15 protein-coding genes are annotated in these 19,174 nt (G+C 63.0%); 5 read left to right on the plus strand and 10 right to left on the minus strand.

Annotated elements, in window-relative coordinates; all coding sequences use genetic code 11:
- Positions 1–4 precede the first annotated feature (4 nt).
- The 3 genes from H4I92_RS10830 (at position 5) to H4I92_RS10840 (ending at position 4,746) form a co-directional block, all read left to right on the plus strand.
- Complete coding sequence (locus H4I92_RS10830) at positions 5–940, plus strand: putative metalloprotease CJM1_0395 family protein (protein WP_179105689.1); 936 nt, start codon at positions 5–7, stop codon at positions 938–940.
- Between the two features lie 107 nt (positions 941–1,047).
- Positions 1,048–2,847, plus strand: coding sequence for an acyl-CoA dehydrogenase C-terminal domain-containing protein (locus H4I92_RS10835; RefSeq protein ID WP_077530606.1), 1,800 nt, complete (start codon positions 1,048–1,050; stop codon positions 2,845–2,847).
- Between the two features lie 105 nt (positions 2,848–2,952).
- Positions 2,953–4,746 (plus strand): acyl-CoA dehydrogenase C-terminal domain-containing protein, encoded by a 1,794-nt coding sequence (locus H4I92_RS10840; protein WP_077530607.1) that lies wholly within the window; start codon positions 2,953–2,955, stop codon positions 4,744–4,746.
- On the opposite strand, the gene holA is transcribed toward H4I92_RS10840, so the two are convergent.
- The 3 genes from holA to leuS are packed head-to-tail and all read right to left on the minus strand — an operon-like array spanning position 4,743 to position 8,904.
- Complete coding sequence (gene holA / locus H4I92_RS10845) at positions 4,743–5,747, minus strand: DNA polymerase III subunit delta (RefSeq protein WP_077530608.1); 1,005 nt, start codon at positions 5,745–5,747, stop codon at positions 4,743–4,745. The genes H4I92_RS10840 and holA overlap by 4 nt on opposite strands.
- Positions 5,744–6,298 carry an LPS-assembly lipoprotein LptE gene (locus H4I92_RS10850; RefSeq protein WP_077530609.1) on the minus strand — a complete coding sequence of 185 codons (555 nt, stop codon included), beginning with the start codon at positions 6,296–6,298 and terminating at the stop codon, positions 5,744–5,746. The genes holA and H4I92_RS10850 overlap by 4 nt, the downstream gene beginning before the upstream one ends.
- A 20-nt stretch (positions 6,299–6,318) precedes the next feature.
- Positions 6,319–8,904 carry a leucine--tRNA ligase gene (gene leuS / locus H4I92_RS10855; RefSeq protein WP_077530610.1) on the minus strand — a complete coding sequence of 862 codons (2,586 nt, stop codon included), beginning with the start codon at positions 8,902–8,904 and terminating at the stop codon, positions 6,319–6,321.
- 122 nt (positions 8,905–9,026) lie between these two features.
- Between leuS and H4I92_RS10860 the strand changes: the two genes are divergently transcribed.
- Both H4I92_RS10860 and H4I92_RS10865 read left to right on the plus strand, forming a co-directional pair.
- On the plus strand, positions 9,027–9,584 hold the full coding sequence (locus tag H4I92_RS10860) for a zinc ribbon-containing protein (protein ID WP_077530611.1): 558 nt from the start codon (positions 9,027–9,029) through the stop codon (positions 9,582–9,584).
- Positions 9,585–9,662: 78 nt separating this feature from the next.
- A complete protein-coding gene (locus H4I92_RS10865; protein WP_077530612.1) occupies positions 9,663–10,646 on the plus strand; it encodes an aspartyl/asparaginyl beta-hydroxylase domain-containing protein in 984 nt (327 codons plus the stop codon).
- On the opposite strand, the gene lnt is transcribed toward H4I92_RS10865, so the two are convergent.
- The 7 genes from lnt to cysN form a co-directional block, all read right to left on the minus strand.
- Positions 10,643–12,154, minus strand: a complete 1,512-nt coding sequence (gene lnt, locus H4I92_RS10870) for an apolipoprotein N-acyltransferase (RefSeq protein ID WP_077530613.1) — start codon at positions 12,152–12,154, stop codon at positions 10,643–10,645. The two genes, H4I92_RS10865 and lnt, sit on opposite strands and share 4 nt — an antisense overlap.
- 13 nt (positions 12,155–12,167) lie before the next feature.
- Positions 12,168–13,007, minus strand: a complete 840-nt coding sequence (locus tag H4I92_RS10875; protein WP_077530614.1) for an HlyC/CorC family transporter — start codon at positions 13,005–13,007, stop codon at positions 12,168–12,170.
- Between the two features lie 33 nt (positions 13,008–13,040).
- Complete coding sequence (gene ybeY / locus H4I92_RS10880) at positions 13,041–13,490, minus strand: rRNA maturation RNase YbeY (RefSeq protein ID WP_077530615.1); 450 nt, start codon at positions 13,488–13,490, stop codon at positions 13,041–13,043.
- Positions 13,487–14,458, minus strand: a complete 972-nt coding sequence (locus tag H4I92_RS10885; protein WP_077530616.1) for a PhoH family protein — start codon at positions 14,456–14,458, stop codon at positions 13,487–13,489. Before H4I92_RS10885 ends, ybeY begins: the two co-directional genes overlap by 4 nt.
- Positions 14,459–14,470: 12 nt before the next feature.
- Complete coding sequence (gene miaB / locus H4I92_RS10890) at positions 14,471–15,814, minus strand: tRNA (N6-isopentenyl adenosine(37)-C2)-methylthiotransferase MiaB (RefSeq protein ID WP_077530617.1); 1,344 nt, start codon at positions 15,812–15,814, stop codon at positions 14,471–14,473.
- Between the two features lie 639 nt (positions 15,815–16,453).
- Positions 16,454–17,473 (minus strand): nucleoid-associated protein, encoded by a 1,020-nt coding sequence (locus H4I92_RS10895; protein ID WP_077530618.1) that lies wholly within the window; start codon positions 17,471–17,473, stop codon positions 16,454–16,456.
- Between the two features lie 3 nt (positions 17,474–17,476).
- Positions 17,477–19,141, minus strand: coding sequence for a sulfate adenylyltransferase subunit CysN (gene cysN / locus H4I92_RS10900; RefSeq protein WP_077530619.1), 1,665 nt, complete (start codon positions 19,139–19,141; stop codon positions 17,477–17,479).
- Positions 19,142–19,174: the final 33 nt, after the last annotated feature.

Consider the following 19,174-nt stretch of genomic DNA (forward strand, 5'->3'; position numbering starts at 1 on the left):
CGCCGTGCAGCTTACATCCATCCAGCCCGCGATCAGCAACGGCGGCGGCGTTGTAACCCGAAGCGCCGCACCTCCCGGTACGGCCTCCGGCAACGTGCCACAGACCCGTACGTCCAGTAGCAGCACGTCACCATCCTCTTCCACAACGTCCGTCAATCCGGCAACACCTTCCAACCCGACAGTTCCGTCCAGGCCAGCACCTCCTTCCACGCGTAGTGACGGGGGTAGTAGTGGTGGCGTCCAGGTCTCCATCAGTGAGCAGGCTCGGCAGCAGGGACCAGCGGAGGGAGATCGTAATGGCCCGGGAGCCGGGGAGGAGGCCTCTCAGCCGCGCCCGGCACGGCCGCGCAATGAGGCCGGGCCGGACTCCGGACAGGAGGAAGATCGGGGCGACCGACGCCAGCCGGGGCAGGAGGATGACGGGCCATCCCCGGAACAGCAGTCGGCCGTTCAGGAACTGAGGAGTCGGGACCAGGAAGTGCGCCAGCATGAACAGGCGCATCAGGTGGTGGGGGGGCAGTACGCCGGTGCGCCCACCTACACCTACCAGCGGGGACCGGAGGGCCAGCTCTATGCCGTTGGTGGGCAGGTCTCCATTGATACCAGCCCGATCCCTGATGACCCGGAAGCTACCATCAGCAAGATGCAGACAGTGCGCTCCGCCGCACTGGCGCCGGCCGAACCCTCTCCCCAGGATCTCAGGGTGGCCCAGGAGGCGACCCGTCAGCTGCTGCAGGCCCAGTCGGAGCTGCGGTCATCACGCCAGGAAGAAGGTGGCAGTAGCGATGACGGGCCACAGAGCACGCCGGAAACGCAGGCCACCGACTCCGACCGTTCCGGAGGGGAGGATGCCCGCATCAGCCTCTTCCGCGATGTGGAGGATTTAGCGTCCACGGACCCCGCGACCGCCACCGATTCAGGCTTCCGTGCCACGGCCTGAATGACCCTTGGGAAATGCATTCACGGCGGTTATGTCTCTTGACATGAGACCCGCTCCAAACGTATGTTTCAAACAGCCGTTTAATTGCATGAACCGAGGTACGAGCCATGCCCCAGTACAAAGCACCGCTGCGCGATATCCAGTTTGTCATGAACGAGCTGCTGGATACTGAAACGCATTATCAGCAGATTCCGGGTGGCGAGGAAGCCACGCCGGACATGGTCAATGCCATTATCCAGGAAGGGGCCAAGTTCTGTGAGCAGGTGCTGTCGCCGCTGAACCAGACCGGGGACCAGCAGGGCTGCACCCTGGAAAACGGTGAGGTGAAGACGCCCACCGGTTTCAAGGAAGCCTACAAGCAGTACATTGAGGGTGGCTGGCCTTCGATGACTGCGGATGAGGAGCTTGGCGGCCAGGGGCTGCCCGGTTCTCTTTCCATGGTCATGAGTGAAATGGTGGGTACGGCCAACTGGTCCTTCGGTATGTATCCCGGCCTCAGTCACGGCTGCCTGAACACGCTGGAAGCCCATGGTTCCGAAGAGCAGAAGCAGACCTATCTGCCCAAGATGATCAGTGGTGAATGGACCGGCACCATGTGCCTGACCGAATCCCATTGTGGCTCCGACCTCGGCATCATGCGCTCCAAGGCGGAACCGAATTCTGACGGCAGTTACAGCATCACCGGTGAGAAGATCTTCATCTCCGCTGGCGATCACGACATGTCGGACAACATCATCCACCTGGTACTGGCCAAGTTGCCGGATGCGCCCAAGGGCACCAAGGGCATCTCGGTCTTTGTGGTACCCAAGTTCATTCCCGACGAGAACGGCAACCCGGGCGAGCGCAACAGCGTCTCCGTCGGATCCATCGAGCACAAGATGGGCATCCACGGCAACGCCACCTGCGTGCTGAACTTTGATGGTGCCAAAGGCTTCCTTATTGGCGAGCCGCACAAGGGCTTGAGTTACATGTTCACCTTCATGAACATCGCCCGTATCGGTACCGCCATTCAGGGGCTGGGCTCCGCGGAACTGGCCTTCCAGGGATCGCTTGAATACGCCAAGGACCGCCAGGCCATGCGCTCGCTCTCCGGGGCCAAGAATCCGGACGGCCCGGCTGATCCCATTATCGTCCACCCCGACGTCCGGCGCATGCTGATGACCCAGAAGGCGCTGGCTGAAGGTGGCCGTGCGATGATCTATTACGCGGCTCAGCAGGCGGACATCGCCACGCGCAGCCGGGATGAGAACGCCCGTAAGGAAGCTGACGAGCTGCTTGGCTTCCTGACGCCGATTGCCAAGGCGTTCCTGACTGAAACCGGAGTCGACGCGGCCAACCAGGGCATGCAGATTCTGGGCGGTCACGGTTATATCTCCGAGTGGGGGATGGAACAGATCGTCCGTGATGCGCGCATCGGTACCATCTACGAAGGCACCACGGGCATCCAGGCCCTCGACCTGCTGGGTCGCAAGGTACTGATGACCCAGGGCGAATCGCTCAAGCGCTTCACCAAGAAAGTGCACCTGTTCTGCAAGGAGCATGGTGACAACAAGCAGCTGGCGGAGTTCATCGAGCCGCTGGCGGCCTTCAACAAGGAGTGGGGCGACCTGACCATGAAGCTGGGCTCGGCCGCCATGAAGGATCGTGAAGAGGTTGGGGCGGCGTCCTACGACTACCTGATGTACTCAGGCTACGGCGTGCTCGCGTACCTCTGGGCGGAGATGGCGGAAGTGGCCCAGCGTAAGCTGGAAGAAGGCACCACCGAAGAAGCCTTCTATACAGCCAAGCTCCAGACAGCCCGCTTCTACTTCCAGCGGATGCTGCCACGGGCTAAGGCACACGCCGATGCCATGGTCAGTGGTGCGGACAACCTTATGGACATGCAGGAAGAGCATTTCGCTTTCTGAACCGGTATGATCCGGTAAGCATGAAAAAGCCCGCCATGTGCGGGCTTTTCTGTGAGAAATCCCGGGGTAGAATAGCCCCGCAGACGTTCAAAGTGAGGACAATCCATGGCTGAGTACAAGGCGCCCCTGCAGGACATGCGGTTCCTGCTCAACGAGATCTTCGATGCACCGGGCCAGTGGGCTTCTCTGCCCGGTCTGAGCGAAAGCGTGGATCCGGAGACGGCGGATGCCATTCTGGAAGAGGCCGGCAAGATCGCAGCGGGAACGCTCGCCCCCATCAACCAGAGTGGCGATGAGCAGGGCTGTCAATGGAAGGATGGTGAGGTCACCACGCCTGACGGTTTTAAGGAGGCTTACCAGACCTTCGCCGAGGGCGGATGGGTCGGTCTCGGCGGTGATCCCAACTACGGCGGCATGGGCATGCCCAAGAGCCTGGTCGGGCAGGTCGAGGAGATGATGCAGGGGGCCAACATGGCCTTCGGTCTCTGCCCCATGCTGACCGCCGGCGCCTGCCTGGCTCTGCATGCCCACGGCAGCGAGGAACTCAAGGAGAAGTACCTCCCGAGGATGTACGACGGCACCTGGTCCGGCGCCATGGACCTGACGGAGCCCCACGCCGGCACAGATCTGGGCATCATCCGCACCAAGGCGAAGCCCAACGATGACGGCTCCTACAGCATCTCAGGCACCAAGATCTTCATCACCTGGGGTGAGCACGACATGGCGGAGAACATCATCCACCTGGTGCTCGCCAAGCTGCCGGACGCCCCGGCCGGACCCAAGGGCATCTCGCTTTTCCTGGTACCGAAATACGAAGTGAACGAGGACGGTTCTCTGGGCGCTCGCAATAACCTCTCCTGCGGTTCGCTGGAGGAGAAAATGGGCATCCACGGTTCCGCGACCTGCGTCATGAACTACGATGATGCCCGTGGCTTTCTCGTGGGCGAGCCCAACAAGGGCCTGATGGCCATGTTCACCATGATGAACTACGAGCGCCTGGGTGTGGGCATCCAGGGCGTGGGGGCGGCGGAAGCCTCCTACCAGCATGCCCTGGCCTATGCCCGCGAGCGCATCCAGAGCCGCTCGCCCAACGGCCCTCAAGCTCCGGAAAAGCAGGCGGACCCGATCATCGTTCACCCGGACGTCCGTCGGATGCTGTTGAAGATGAAAGCCCACACCGAGGGCAGCCGTGCCTTCATTACCTATGTGGCGCAGTGGCTGGACCAGGCCAAGTTCGCCGAGGATCCGGAGGCGAAGGAGAAAGCCGACGGCATGGTGGCGCTGCTGACGCCGGTGGCCAAGGCTTTCCTGACCGACCGGGCACTGGATACCTGCGTGATCGGCCAGCAGGTCTACGGCGGTCATGGCTACATCCGTGAGTGGGGCCAGGAGCAGCTGGTGCGTGATACCCGGATCACCCAGATCTACGAGGGGACTAACGGCATCCAGGCGATGGATCTGATGGGGCGCAAGGTTGTTGGTAACGGCGGCAAATTCTTCGAACTCTTCGCGAATGACGTGGCCGACTACATCAATGCCAACCAGGATGAGCCGGCGGTCGCCGAATACATCCAGCCCCTGGCGGCGGCTCTTGAACGTCTTTCCGATGTGACCGAAAGCGTCATCAAGGCATCGGATGGCAATCCAGCGGAGATCGGTGCGGCCGCCGTGGACTACTTGGACCTGTTCGGGCTCACGGCTGAAGCCTTTCTTTGGGTTCGCATGGTGCAGGCAGCCGCGCCCAGGGCGGAGAACGATACCTCCGGCTTCTACACCGGCAAGCTCAAGACGGCGCGTTTCTTCTTCGATCGCATCCTGCCGCAGTCGGTTGCCCTGGCTGAATCCATCCGCAATGGCGGCGACAGCATGATGGCGTTCGACGAAGCCGAGTTCGGCTAAGCCGAGAGCGTCTCAACCAGGGCGGCAAGGGCGGACCAGGGCGGCATGGCCGGGTCCTGACCCTTGCTGGCCCGGTCCACCTGTCTGGCCTGTTCCCAGGCCCTGCTGATCGACTGGCTGCCGTGCCGGCGTGAAGCCTTTTCCAGTGCCTTTCTCAGTGGCGGCTGGCGCACCCCGTTGTGCTTGAACCAGGTGGCCGCGTTACTGCCCTGGCGCAGGCTGTGCTGCAGGTTGGCAAGATGTTTCAGGTCACGCTGGAGAACGCCCAGTATGGCCAGTGTGCTGGTTCCTTCCTCCTCCAGGCGCCGCAGCATCTGCAGGGCGTGTACCCGGTTACCGGACAGCGCCTCGGCGCTGAGCTCGAAGGCGTTGTAGCGGCTGCTGTCCTCAACACCACCAATGGCAACCGCGTCATCCACCGGTTCATCCCCGGCGACCACCCTGAGTCGCTCCAGTTCCTGGTGGGCGGCCAGCAGGTTGCCCTCCAGGCGTTCACTGAGCTGGGTCACGGCATTGCGGGTGAGTTTCAGGCCCATGGTTTCGGCGCGGCGTGAGAGCCAGCGCGGGAAGTCCGCCGGGTCCACCGGCCAAACCGGCACGTGGAGGCCGACCTTCTGCCAGTTTCGGAACCAGGCCTTGCTGGTCTCGCCACTGTCCAGGCGCGGACCGGAGACAATCAGGATGACGTCTTCCGGAGGGGCCTTGGCGAAGGCCTCCAGAACCTCACGGCCCTTGCCGGGTCTGCCGCTGTGCAGGCGCACCTCGATGCGGCGGCGGCTGGCGAACAGTGACAGCGCCTGGGTTTCGTCGTGGACCTGCTGCCAGTCGAACTGGGCATCCGTCTGGAAGACTGTGCGCTCCTCGTAGCCTTCGGCAATGGCTCGTTCGCGGATGCGGTCACAGGCCTCCTGCACCAGCAGAGGCTCATCACCGGTGACCAGGTAGCCGGCATCAAGGCGCTTGGCCAACTGATCCGGGAGCTGCTCCGGGGTGACCTTCATTTGTCCGTGTCCGTGCTGCTTTCGTGCTCGGAACGGATCCGGCGAATGCGCTCCTCGGTGAAGGGCATCAGCCGGCGGGTAACCTGCTGGACCAGCTGGTCCTGGAGAAGGCCCTCAATGCCCTGCTGTTCCCGTTCACCGGCCAGGACCTGCTGCTCGTCCGCCTGGTAGAACTCCCTGGCGCTCAGTTCGGTATCCGCCAGAAGGGGGATACCGTCCTCGGTGGTCAGCTCCACCGCGACCCGGGCACTGAGTTCGTATTCGGCGGCGGCCGCCCGGTCATCCAGCGCGCTGGTGCGCCGTTCCTGTTCATAACCACTGAGATTGAGCCGGTACTCGGCGGTTTCCCCGTCCTCAGCCAGCAGCTTGTAGAGGTCAAGGCGTTCGCGCAAACCCGAGCAGACCGGCCCGGGCACACCGTCACCACAGGACAGGGCCAGCGGTGCCAGGGCATCCGGGACCATACCCGTGCCCCGGAGCTGGAAGCCGCAGGCGGTGAGCACCGTGGCCAGGGCCAGCGTGAGTATGGGTTTCCAGGCGGCCTGGGGCATGGATGACCTCCGGAGCCGGATCAGTTGGCGACCACGTTCACGAGTTTGCCGGGGACCACGACCACCTTGCGAACGGTCTTGTCCTCGATGAAGCGCTGCACGTTGTCGTCCGCCAGGGCCAGGGCCTCGAGCTGGTCGCGGTCGGCCTCGGCGTCCGCCTGGATGCGCGAGCGCAGTTTGCCGTTGACCTGCACCACCAGCTCGATGCTGTCCTGCTTCATCAGGGACTCGTCGGCAACAGGCCATTCCGCATCCACCACCGGGGTGTCATGACCCAGTGCCTGCCACAGCTCGTGCGTGATGTGTGGTGCCACAGGGGCCAGCACCAGTACGGCGGTTTCCAGAACCTCCTGCATCACGGCCCGGTCCCCGTCATTGCGGACGTCAAAGCGGCCGGCGTCGTTGAGCAGCTCCATGACGGCGGCAATGGCCGTGTTGAAGGTGAGGCGCCGGCTGAAGTCATCGCTGACCTTGGCGATGGTCTGGTGCGTCTTACGGCGCATACCCTGCTGGGCTTCATCAGCGTCATCCGGCATGGCATGCCCGGTGCCCCCGTCCGTCACATGCTGGTGCACCATCCGCCAGAGCCGGCGCAGGAAGCGGTGAGCGCCTTCCACACCGCTGTCGGACCACTCCAGGGACTGCTCGGGGGGCGCAGCGAACATCATGAACAGGCGCACCGTATCGGCGCCGTATTCGTCGATGATGGCCTGGGGGTCGATGCCGTTGTTCTTGGACTTGGACATCTTGGTCACGCCACCGGGGTGGACGGGCTTGCCATCCGCCTTGAGCGTGGCGCTGACCACGTTGCCCTTGCCGTCGTACTCGGCATCCACGTCCTGGGGCGAGAACCACTCCTTGCCGCCGTTGTCCGTCTCGCGGTACCAGGTCTCGGCCAGCACCATGCCCTGACACAGCAGGCGGTTGAAGGGTTCATCACTGTTCACCAGGCCCACATCGCGCAGCAGCTTGTGGAAGAACCGGGCGTAGAGCAGGTGCAGTATGGCGTGCTCAATGCCGCCGATGTACTGGTCCACGGGCAGCCAGTAGTTGGCCGCCTCCGGGTCCAGCATGCCGTCGTCTTTCCAGGGGCTGCAGAAGCGCGCGAAGTACCAGGAGGACTCCATGAAAGTGTCGAAGGTGTCCGTCTCGCGGAAGGCCGGCTGGCCGTTATAGGTGGTCTTCGCCCACTCGGGATCGGTCTTGAGCGGCGACTGGACGCCGTCCATGGTCACATCCTCGGGCAGGGCGACCGGCAGGTCGCTTTCCGGGACAGGGGCCGACTCACCATTCTCCAGGGTGAGCATGGGAATGGGGGCGCCCCAGTAACGCTGGCGCGAGACACCCCAGTCGCGCAGGCGGTAGTTGGTCTTGCGCTCACCGATGCCGCGCTTCTCCAACTGCTCCGCAATGGCTGCAATGGCTTCCTCCGAGCTCATGCCGGTGTAGGGGCCGGAGTTTGCCAGGAGTCCTTTTTCGGTGAAGGCTTCCTCGTAGGTATCCACATCGCGGCCGTCGCTGGGGCTGATGACCTGCCGGATGGCGATGCGGTACTTGCGGGCGAAGTCGTGGTCGCGCTCGTCGTGAGCGGGGACCGCCATCAGCGCGCCGGTACCGTACTCGTGCAGCACGAAGTTGGCGACGTAAACGGGGAGGCGTTCGCCGGTCAGCGGATGGAGGGCATACAGGCCGGTCTCCACGCCTTTCTTTTCCATGGTCTCCATGTCGGCGGTGGAGGCGACAGTGTTACGGCACTCATCCACAAACTCCGCCACTTCACGGGAGCGTTCAGCAGCTTTTTCAGCCACCGGATGGCGGGCCGACAGGGCCATGTAGGTAACGCCGTAGAGGGTGTCCGGGCGGGTGGTGTAGACCCTCAGGGTTTCGGAACCGTCCTCCATCTGGAAATCGAGCTCGACGCCCTCGGAGCGGCCGATCCAGTTGCGCTGCATGGCCTTGACCTGCTCCGGCCAGCCATCGAGCTTATCCAGGTCGTCCAGCAGTTCATCGGCGTAGTCGGTGATCTTCACGAACCACTGGGGAATCTCTTTCTGTTCCACCACGGCACCGGAGCGCCAGCCACGACCATCCACTACCTGCTCATTGGCCAGCACCGTCTGGTCCACGGGATCCCAGTTGACGGTGGCGTTCTTCTTGTAGACCAGGCCCTTTTCATAGAGCTTGGTGAAGAACCACTGCTCCCACTGGTAGTACTCCGGATCACAGGTGGCCAGCTCCCGGTTCCAGTCGTAGCCGAAGCCCAGGCGCTTGAGCTGGGTCTTCATGTGCTCGATGTTCTGCCGGGTCCAGGCCGCCGGGGCGGTACGGTTGCTGATGGCCGCGTTCTCCGCCGGCAGGCCGAAGGCATCCCAGCCCATGGGTTGCAGCACATTCCTGCCCTGCATGCGCTGGAAGCGCGAGATCACATCACCGATGGTGTAGTTGCGCACATGCCCCATGTGCAGCTTGCCGCTGGGGTAGGGAAACATGGAGAGGCAGTAGTACTTGGGCTTGCCGGGCTCTTCCCGTACCGCGAAGACATCGTTGGACTCCCAGTACTGCTGGGCGTTGCGCTCGACGGCGTCGGGGCGGTAATGCTCTTCCATGGGTCGGTGCCTTTTGCTCTCGGATCGAAAATGGCTGTTGCATCGGGAAAGGGCTCATTCTAGCGTAGAGAGAAGGTGACAGGTAGGCATGCCGACTTCCAACCCATCAGCAGGAGAGAACCGTGGCCGAAAAGCAGCGCCCCCGCCTCAGTGACGGTGCCGAAACCGCCTATAACCGTATGCTTGAGCGGGTGGAGTCCCGCCTTGCAGAAGCGGAGGAACGAACCTGGGAGCAGCTCCAGCAGGAGATTGAGGACGCGGTTGAGTTCGAGCAGGAAGTGGCGGAGCTCACCCGCGATGAGCTCAATCTGCTCGCCGCCTACCTGCGGCGGGATCTCTCCCATCTTCTGGGTTTCGTTTCCAGTACCGGTGATGGCGTGGCGGAATGGCTGCGCACGGACCTGGAATGGATCGAGGACTGGCTGGTAGAGCGGCTTCTGTCGATTGCCGATCCCACCCGTCTGGATACCCTTGAGCTGCAGCAGAAACTGCAGAACAGCGACGCGGATCACTATTTCGCGGGCGAGCTCGCCATGGCGGGCGTTCTGCGCTGTCTGAACTGTGGTCACATGCGGACACTGTCTGAAACAACCCGCCTGGAGCCCTGTGAGCGGTGTGAATCCCATTACTTCGAGCGGGTTACGGCGCATACGCCGGATGTGGAGCCGGGCACAGACTGAGCCAGCGGCCTTTGCTTGATTTTTCGAACTATCCCAGAATGAGTGGCGGTTCAAACCATTCATTCCGGGAGGTTTTCCATGCCGGTCACTGTGACCGTTTTTGTGTTGATCGTGGCCTTTATTGTGGGGTCCATGGTCTATGTGTACCGATTCCGTGGCCAGGAGCGCTATAAGAGCGTTGGTGAGTACTGGCGCAAGGGCTGGCCGATCTTCAGTCCGCTGAACTGTCTGCTCTATCTCTTCACCGAGAAACGGGCGCGGGCGCCGATCATGAACCGGGAGCAGTTTCCGGAACTGCAGGTGATTCAGGACAACTGGGAAACCATCCGTCGTGAGGCGGTGGGGCTGTATGAGAACCGGGTGTTCGATCAGACCAGCGATCCGGAATCCAGTGCCTACTACGACATCGGCTTCCGTACCTTCCAGAAATACGGCTGGAGCAAGTTCTATCTCAAATGGTACGGCACCAAGCACAACTCCGCCCAGGCGAGCTGCCCGGAAACCCTGAAAATCCTGGACCAGGTGCCATCGGTGAACGGGGCCATGTTCTCGATCCTGCCAGTGGGCTCACAGCTGACCCGTCACGCCGACCCGGTGGCGTGCTCGCTGCGCTATCACCTCGGTCTTTCCACGCCCAATGACGACCGCTGCTACATCAACATTGATGGCAGGGACTACTCCTGGCGCGATGGCGAGGACCTGATTTTTGACGAGACCTACCTCCATTACGCCCACAACGATGCCAAGCAGTATCGCCTGATCCTGATGTGCGACGTGGAGCGGCCGACCTGGCTGCTCGGGCGGGTGATCAACTTCTTCTACAAGGGGCTGATGCGGCTGACGGTAGTGCCGAACATGGACGGCGACCAGCGCGGCTTTGCCAACAGCCTGTTCGCGCGGATCTCGCCGGCACTGGCCCGGGTACGTGAACTTAAGAAGACCAACCGGCGCCAGTACAAGGCGCTCAAGTATTCCGTGAATGCGCTTCTGGCGCTGGCCCTGGGCGGGGTGCTTCTGGGTGGTTTGATGGCACTGGACGGGCTGGTGGCCTCGATCGCCTAGTCCGTGTTGCGCTTCCGCCGTTGGCGGCCGAATACGATCATAACGGCCGCCAGCGTTATGACCGGCCATGAGCCGGTGGCCATGAAAGGCGTGGTCCCGGTCATCGGCTGGATTTCCCCCTTTAGAACATCCCGTTCATACTGCCGGGCCCGGGTGCGGATGCGGCCTTCCCGGTCCACGATGGATGTGATGCCGTTGTTGGTTCCACGCAGCAGTTCCCGACCGGTTTCCAGGGCCCGCATGCGTGCGATCTGGTGGTGCTGGAACGGGCCGAGTGAGCGCCCGAACCAGGCGTCATTGCTCACCGTCATCAGGAAGCCCGTTTCCCCCGCGTTGCGGGCGACGAAGTCCGCGTAGGCGATCTCATAGCAGATGGCCGGGTGGGTGCTGGTGTCGTCGAATGCCAATGGCGACTGGTTTTCCGGGCCCGGCCGGAAGACCGACATGGGCAGGTTGAGGAATTCGATGGTACCGCGCAGCAGCGATTCCAGCGGCACGTATTCACCAAAGGGCACCAGCCGCTGCTTGTGATAGGTTCCCTGGCCGGGGCCTACCGTCATCAGGCTGTTGTGGAAGACCGGCTCCGGATAGCGCGGGCTGTTGCCGTACCAGGGAAGGCCGGTAACCAGGGTGGTTCCGGCCTTGAAGGCACGGCTTTCCAGTGCATCCAGGACCCGGGAGGCCTGCCCCTGGGTGGCCGGCAGGGCGGTTTCCGGCCAAAGGATGAGGTCCCGGCCCCAGAGCGGCTCGGTAAGCTCCCGGTAGATCCGGATCTGCTCCCTGAGCTTTTCCGGATCCCACTTGTCATGCTGGGAGATGTTGCCCTGGACGGCGGCCACTGACAGGGGCTCTCCCTGTGGCTGTGTCCATTCCACCAGGTTGATCAGTGGGGCCAGAAGCCAGGGCAGCAAGGCCGCCGCGGTGAAGGCAATGGGTGCCCAGTACGGCGCAGAACGGTAATGCCGCCAGGCGGCGACCAGCAGGGCCGCCGTGGCCGCCGTGATGAAGGTGACGCCGTGCACACCCAGTACCGGCGCCCAGCCGGCCAGTGGGCCATCCACCTGGGCGGTGCCGGCATAGAGCCAGGGAAAGCCGGTCAGCAGCCAGCCCCGAACCCAGTCCATCAGGACCCAGACCGCCGGGAACAGCCAGAGGCTGCGACCGGTGTGGCTGCCGGCCAGCCGGCCCCAGCACCAGAAGGCAATGGCCGGGAAGAGGGCCAGACCCATGGCGAAGAGCAGCGTCATGACAGCGGCCAGGGGCGCAGCCGTCATGCCGTATTCGCTGATGCTCACGTAGACCCAGGAGGCGCCGCTTCCGAACAGACCCAGGCCGAGGAACCAGCCATCGCGGAACAGGGGCTTCGCCTCCCGGCCGGTGCAGAGAAGCAGGATCAGTACGAGGGATAGCAGGGCAGCGGGCCACAGGTAAAAGGGCGCAAACGCCAGTGTCTGGAGCGCGCCGATGGCGATCAGCGCGGGAATGCGGATAAGGCGGTTCTGGATCATGGCGCGTCCGGCGTCATGCGATGGGTTTGACCTGGATCAGGCGGATCTTGCGGTTATCGGCGTTCAGCACCTTGAACCGGAAGCGGTCCACGGTAGTGGTTTCACCACGTCTTGGGAGTCGGCCGAACTCCTTGAGCATCAGGCCGCCGATGGTGTCGAAGGCCTCCTGGTCCAGGTCCGTACCAAAGAATTCGTTGAACTCATCGATGGGCGTCTGGGCCTTGACCGCATAGATCCCGTGCTCGCGCTCGCGGATGCGGTCGTCATCATCAACATCGTGCTCATCCTCAATGTCTCCGACGATCTGTTCGAGTACGTCCTCAATGGTGATCAGCCCTGCCACTCCCCCGTATTCGTCGACCACAATGGCCATGTGGTTGCGGTTTTCCTTGAACTCCTTGAGCAGCTGGTTGCAGCGCTTGCTCTCCGGCACCACGGTGGCGGGGCGCAGGATATCGCGGATGCTGTCGCGGGTGAGGTTGTTGCGCAGCGCCAGTGGCAGCAGATCCTTCGCTAGCAGGATGCCGACGATCTCGTCTGAAGTGTCGCCGATGGCCGGAAACCGGGAGTGGGCGGATTCGATGATCTCGTTGATGTACGAAGAAGGATCCGCCTCAGCCTTGACGGTCACCATGCGCGAGCGCGGGATCATGATCTCTTCCACGCGCATGTCGGTGACCTGCATGGCGCCCTCAATGATGCTCATGGCATCGGAGTCGATCAGCTGCTGGAATTCCGCGTCACGCAGTATGCGCAGCAGATCTTCGGGCGTACGGGGGTCACTGGAGAAGGCCTGGGATAATCGCTCCAGCCAGGAGCTCTTCGTCTGGCCGTTGGATGAGTCGTCGCTCATGGGGTCGCTGTCCGGATTCCTGTTCGCGGGATGCTACCGATAGGGGTCGGGAAAACCAAGTTCGGCAAGGAGACGCACTTCAATATTTTCCATGGTTTCCGCCTCATCGGGGTCCTGATGATCGTAACCCTGAAGGTGAAGCATGCCATGAATAACCAGATGTGCCCAGTGGGCCCTGGACGTCTTACCCTGCTCCCGGGCTTCCTGTTCGACCACCCCAGCGCAGATGACCAGATCGCCGAGCAGGCCCAGTGAGACACCAGGGGGCGCTTCAAAGGGGAAAGACAGGACATTGGTAGCGTAATCCTTTCCCCGGTACTGCTGGTTCAGCTCATGCCCTTCCGCCTCGTCCACAACGCGCAGAGTGACCTCGGTTTCGCCGTGGCCCTGCCAGCCGTGTGCCGCCCAGGTCTCGAAATCCGCCTGGTCGGGTAGGTCCGTGTGCTCGGAGGCAAGCTGCAGGTCCAGGGTGACACGGCTCATGCGTTGCGGTCGTCCCAGTCGTCGTAGGCTTCCACGATGCGCTGGACCAGCGGATGGCGGACCACGTCCTCGGCGCCGAAGTAGGTGATGCCGATGCCCTTGACCTCCCGCAGTACACGCAGGCAGTGCTCCAGGCCGGAATGCTGGCCGCGTGGCAGGTCGATCTGGGTGATGTCGCCAGTGATGATGGCGGTGGAGCCGAAGCCGATGCGCGTGAGGAACATCTTCATCTGTTCCCGGGTGGTGTTCTGGCTTTCGTCCAGGATGATGAAGGAGTTGTTCAGGGTGCGCCCGCGCATGAAGGCCAGCGGGGCGATCTCGATCACGCCACGCTCGATGAGCTTGTTCACCTGCTCGAAGCCAAGCATCTCGTAGAGGGCGTCATAGAGCGGCTTGAGGTAGGGGTCCACCTTCTGGGAGAGATCCCCGGGCAGGAAGCCCAGCTTTTCACCGGCTTCCACGGCCGGGCGCACGAGCATCACGCGCTTGACCTCTTCCGCCTGGAGGGCCTCGACCGCACAGGCCACCGCCAGCCAGGTCTTGCCGGTGCCGGCCGGGCCCACGCCGAAGTTGATGTCATGGGTGCGGATGGCGTGCACGTAGCGCTGCTGGTTCTCGCCCCGGGGCTGGATCTTCAGCCGGGGCGTCTCAATCACCTGCTGGGCGCCGTCGTAATCACTGGTCTCGGGCAGACGCTCGAAACCGGATTCGCGGATGAACAGGTGGACCGTGTCCGGGTCGATGTCGTCACTGGCCTCGGTTTCCCGATACAGGTGTTTCAGCACTTCCATGGCGGCGGTTGCCGCCTCGCCGTCACCGGTGATCCGGAAGTGATGCCCCCGGTAGCCGATGCGCACGCCCATGCGCTTTTCAATGTGCTTGAGGTGTTCGTCGAACTGGCCGCAGAGGGCGGCCAGGCGCTCGGTATCGGCGGGTTCCAGCTGGAATTCTCGGGTGTCGGCGCTCAATCGGGCCTCGGCTCAGTAACGGTTGTCATCAATCATGACGCCGCGCAGTGAATTCGGCAATGCCTCGGTGATCTCCACGTCCACGAAGGAGCCGACCACGCCGGGCACCTCGGTGCGGAAGTTGACGACCCGATTGTTCTCGGTCCGGCCCTGGTACTCGCCAGGGTCCTTCTTGGAGACGCCGGTGACCAGGATGCGCTCGGTATTGCCCACCATCTTGCGGCTGATGTCCATGGCCTGCTGGTTGATGCGGTCCTGGAGAATCCGCAGACGCTCCTTCTTGACGTCCTCGGGCGTGTCGTCCGGCAGGTCCGCCGCCGGGGTGCCCGGGCGGGCGCTATAGACAAAGCTGAAGGAGACATCAAAGCCGACATCGTTGATCAGCTTCATGGTGTCCTCGAAGTCCTTCTCGGTTTCGCCCGGGAAGCCGATAATGAAGTCCGAGGACAGGCTCAGGTTGGGGCGGATGCGGCGCAGCTTGCGGATCTTGGATTTATATTCCAAGGCGGTGTGACCGCGCTTCATCAGCGCCAGGATGCGGTCCGAGCCGGCCTGGACCGGCAGGTGCAGGTGGCTCACCAGCTCCGGTACCTGCTCGTAGACGTTAATCAGGGCGTCCGAGAACTCCACTGGGTGGGAGGTGGTGAAGCGGATGCGGTCGATGCCGTCGATGTCCGCCACCCAGGTGATCAGCTCGGCCAGGTCCATGGTGTCGCCGTCGAGGGTTTCCCCGTCGTAGGCATTGACGTTCTGGCCAAGTAGATTGACTTCCCGCACGCCCTGGCTGGCGAGGTCCCGAACCTCTTCAAGGACGTCCTCGACCGGGCGGCTCAACTCTTCACCCCGGGTGTAGGGGACCACGCAGAAGGAGCAGTACTTGCTGCAGCCTTCCATGATGGAGACAAAGGCCGTGGGGCCGTCCACGCCTGGGCCGGGCAGTTGGTCGAACTTCTCGATTTCGGGGAAGCTCACGTCCACCACGCCGACGCTGCCTTCGCTGTTGGCCTTGGTGATCATCTCGGGCAGGCGGTGCAGGGTCTGGGGGCCGAAGACCATGTCCACGTAGGGGGCCCGGTCGATGATGGCCTGGCCTTCCTGGCTGGCGACGCAGCCGCCGACGCCGATGATGGCGTCCGGGTTGTCCTTCTTCAGTTTCTTCCAGCGGCCGAGCTGGTGGAAGACCTTTTCCTGGGCTTTCTCACGGATGGAGCAGGTGTTGAGCAGCAGGATGTCCGCGTCGTCGGCGGTGTCGGTCAGCTCCACTTCGTGACTCTCGCGCAGGAGGTCGATCATGCGCGATGAGTCGTATTCGTTCATCTGGCAGCCGTGGGTCTTGATGAAGAGTTTCTTTCCCATGGTTGGCGGCGTTCTGTCTGGTTGGAAGATCGGCGATTATAACGCCTGCGGTCTGGTTCTGTCACAAACGTATTGGGTTGTCTCAGGCCTGTTGGCCGATTGCAGGCGTCGGACCATGGGGGTCTTTTCCGGGACCGCTGTGAACCCATCCATGGGCGCTGGCGCGATGGCATCCCTGCCATCGAGCCTCCCGGAAAAGACCCCCATGCCCCAACGCTCATAGACAGTTGCTGTTCGCAGGCCCTCTCAGGGCCTCAACAGAAAGCTGTACCTCGCAGTGAAAGAATTCGGCCAGCGAGGGCTTAACAGGGGAGCTACCCTTGCCCGGAAGATTATTTCTGCTCTTGGCGAGTGATTGGTGTCTCGGCATTCACTGGATCTGCAAAGGCAAAGCAATGAGCTTCAGGCGGGAATGGATGCGATACCGACTCACCCAACAGCATTGCGGTGGGGGAGCCCTTTCAGGGAGGCTCGATGACAGGATGTCATCGCGCCAGCGCCCATGGATGGGTTCACAGCGGTCCCTGAAAGGGCTCCCCCAGCGTAATGCCTGGCACTGGCCATCATGCCTGAGACAAAACTTAAATTCCGGAAAGTCCCTGAACCAAAACCGAAACCATCCAAGCTGGAGACAACACCTCAGTCAGAGGAGTCGTCTAGATAACTCTGGAGTTGTTCCTTGAGGCTGCGGGGGACCTGGGTGATGATCAGGGCATCGCGGTCGCGGTCGTAGTGGACCGCCTGGTTCACCAGATCGGAAGAGAACGAAAGGCTCAAGCCGTTGCCCTTGCCGGCGATGCGGACCAGCTTGCGCACCTTGCGGCGGTCCGGGTGCAGCACCTGGTCCGGTCCCACTGCCTGGGATTCCGCCACATGCTCGGCAAACCGCTCCGGCTGGCTGTCGTCGATGTAGCTGGAAAGCGCCGACAGGGGCACCGGCTCGCCCAGCGCCTCCTGCTCATTGCAGAACTCGAACGCCTTGTGGCGAACGCTCTGGGCGTGTTCCGGCTCAGTCTGCTGCTGGGCGAACGACTCCACCGCTTCAAGGAAAGTCCGGGTCTCGGCCTCCACGTCCACCTCCTGCTGGAAGCCTACCAAGCGCGCAAAGCACTTGCCGATCTCGCCCGTGCCGCGGCCCTGGAGCACCGTCAGGTAGTTCTCCGAGCCGGACTCGCCGCGCCAGTCCTCCAGCTCAACACGCGCCGCCAGGTTCAGGCGGGAGCGGCTGATGGTTTCGGTGGGAGCGAGCTCCAGGTTGGCATCCAGGGTAAAGACCGGGTCCATCTCCAGGGCGAAGAGGTACAGTACCTCGCCGTCGGCCAGGGACTCATGGACGATGAGCAGCGGGCGCTCAGGGTCCGTGTCCGCGCGCGTGATCTCGTCCTGCCACTGGTCCAGGAGCTGGTCGGTGAAGGCCTCAAAGCCCTGTTGGCCGTCCAGGTAGTTGCCGAGCCAGCCGCGTATGGGGTGGCTGCCGACGTCGTCCGAGAAGCGGCCGTAGGCCTTGCCTGGGCGGCTGTTGAACAGCTTCTTGAGCTGGCGGTGCAGGGCTTCGTAGTCACCACCCGGCTCGGCCATGGCCTCGCCGGCGTTGGTGCGCGCCGGTTGGCCGCCGCCGGGCAGGGTCGCCCGCATGAGCCGGAGCTGCCGAATGGCCATGGGTCAGCCCTGCAGCCGCTGTTCCCGGCGCAGTGTCTGAAGCAGCTCCTGCACGGCCTTGCTGATGCCGGCGTCATCGTCGGCACTGACGCTGTAGTCCGCCGGTGTGCCGCTGATGCCAGCCGTGAGCACGATCAGGCCCTGGCTGCGCAGGACTTCGGCCATGTTGCCGCGGTCCTCCTCGGAATCCGTGTTGGTGTTGTCCAGCACGATGCCGGTCTTGCCCACGTCGAAGAGGCTGCGCTGCAGTGCCGTAGCCAGCTTGTCCGCCGCCTCGCCGCCGCAGTCGATGACCAGCGGCTTCTGGTCCAGCCGGCGCTGCCACTCCTCGATGGTGACCGGGTTCATCAGGCCTTCGGCGTCGCTGGCGGTGCTCTTGATCATGCCGGCGCCGATGGTGATGTTGGTCAGCCGGTCAATGATGATGAACGCGCCCGTGGAGCCGCAGTTCGGGTAGGGGTCGAACGCCAGCGGGTGGCTGACCGCGAACTCGCACAGGCCGATCTCGTTCAGGCCCAGTTCGCTGCCTTCCTGCTGTTCCAGGGTGTTCACGTCCGTCTTGTAGTGCACCCGGCGCATGGCGCCGGAGGTGTAACGCGGCCCCTGCTTGATGTCGTACTGACGGCCCGGGGCCAGTGGCTCATCGATCATCCAGACCACGTTGGCGTTGAAGGCCGTGGCCACCTCGGGCATGTTGCCGGCGTGCACCAGCATGTCGCCGCGGCTGACGTCGATCTCGTCCTTCAGGGTCAGGGTGACCGCCTGGTCGATATGGGCTGACTCCTGGTCCCCTTCAAAGGTAACGATCCGGTCCACGCGGGTGGAGCGGCCCGAGGGCAGGGCAACCACTTCGTCGTCCGGCTTCACAACGCCACTGGCAATGGTGCCGCAGAAGCCCCGGAAGTCGAGGTTGGGGCGGTTCACGTACTGGACCGGGAACCGGAAGTGCTCGAAATCCTTGTCGTGGGAGATCGGTACGGTCTCCAGCACCTGCATCATGGGCTCGCCGTCGAACCAGGGCATGTTCTCACTGGGGTAGACGACGTTGTCGCCATCGAGCGCGGAGATGGGCACAAAGCGCACATCCTCCAGGCCGAGGTTGCCGCAGAAGTGCTGGTACTCCTCCCTGATCTCGTTGAAGCGCTGCTCGCTGTAATCGACCAGGTCCATCTTGTTGATAGCCACGACCACGTGCTTGATGCCCAGCAGCGAGGCCAGGAAGGAGTGGCGCTTGGTCTGGGTCAGCACACCGTGGCGGGCGTCAATCAGGATGACCGCGAGCTGCGCGTTGGAGGCACCGGTGGCCATGTTGCGCGTGTACTGCTCATGGCCGGGGGTGTCGGCCATGATGAACTTGCGCTTTGCGGTCGAGAAATAGCGGTAGGCCACGTCGATGGTGATGCCCTGTTCGCGCTCGGCCTGCAGGCCGTCCACAAGCAGCGACAGGTCCAGCTTCTCGCCGGTGGAGCCCACCTTGGAGCTGTCCGACTCCAGCGCGGCCAGCTGGTCTTCGTAGATCATGCTGGTGTCGTGCAGCAGGCGACCGATGAGGGTGCTCTTGCCGTCGTCCACGCTGCCGCAGGTCAGCAGCCGCAGAAGTTCCTTCTGCTCGTGCTGCTTGAGATAGGCGTTGATGTCGGTGCCGATCAGGTCTGACTGATGTGACATTGGATCTTGTCTCCGAAAAACCGGGTTGGGCGC

Origin of the sequence: Vreelandella halophila, from assembly GCF_019903425.1 — a bacterium.
GTDB classification, from domain to species: Bacteria; Pseudomonadota; Gammaproteobacteria; order Pseudomonadales; family Oleiphilaceae; genus Halospina; species Halospina halophila.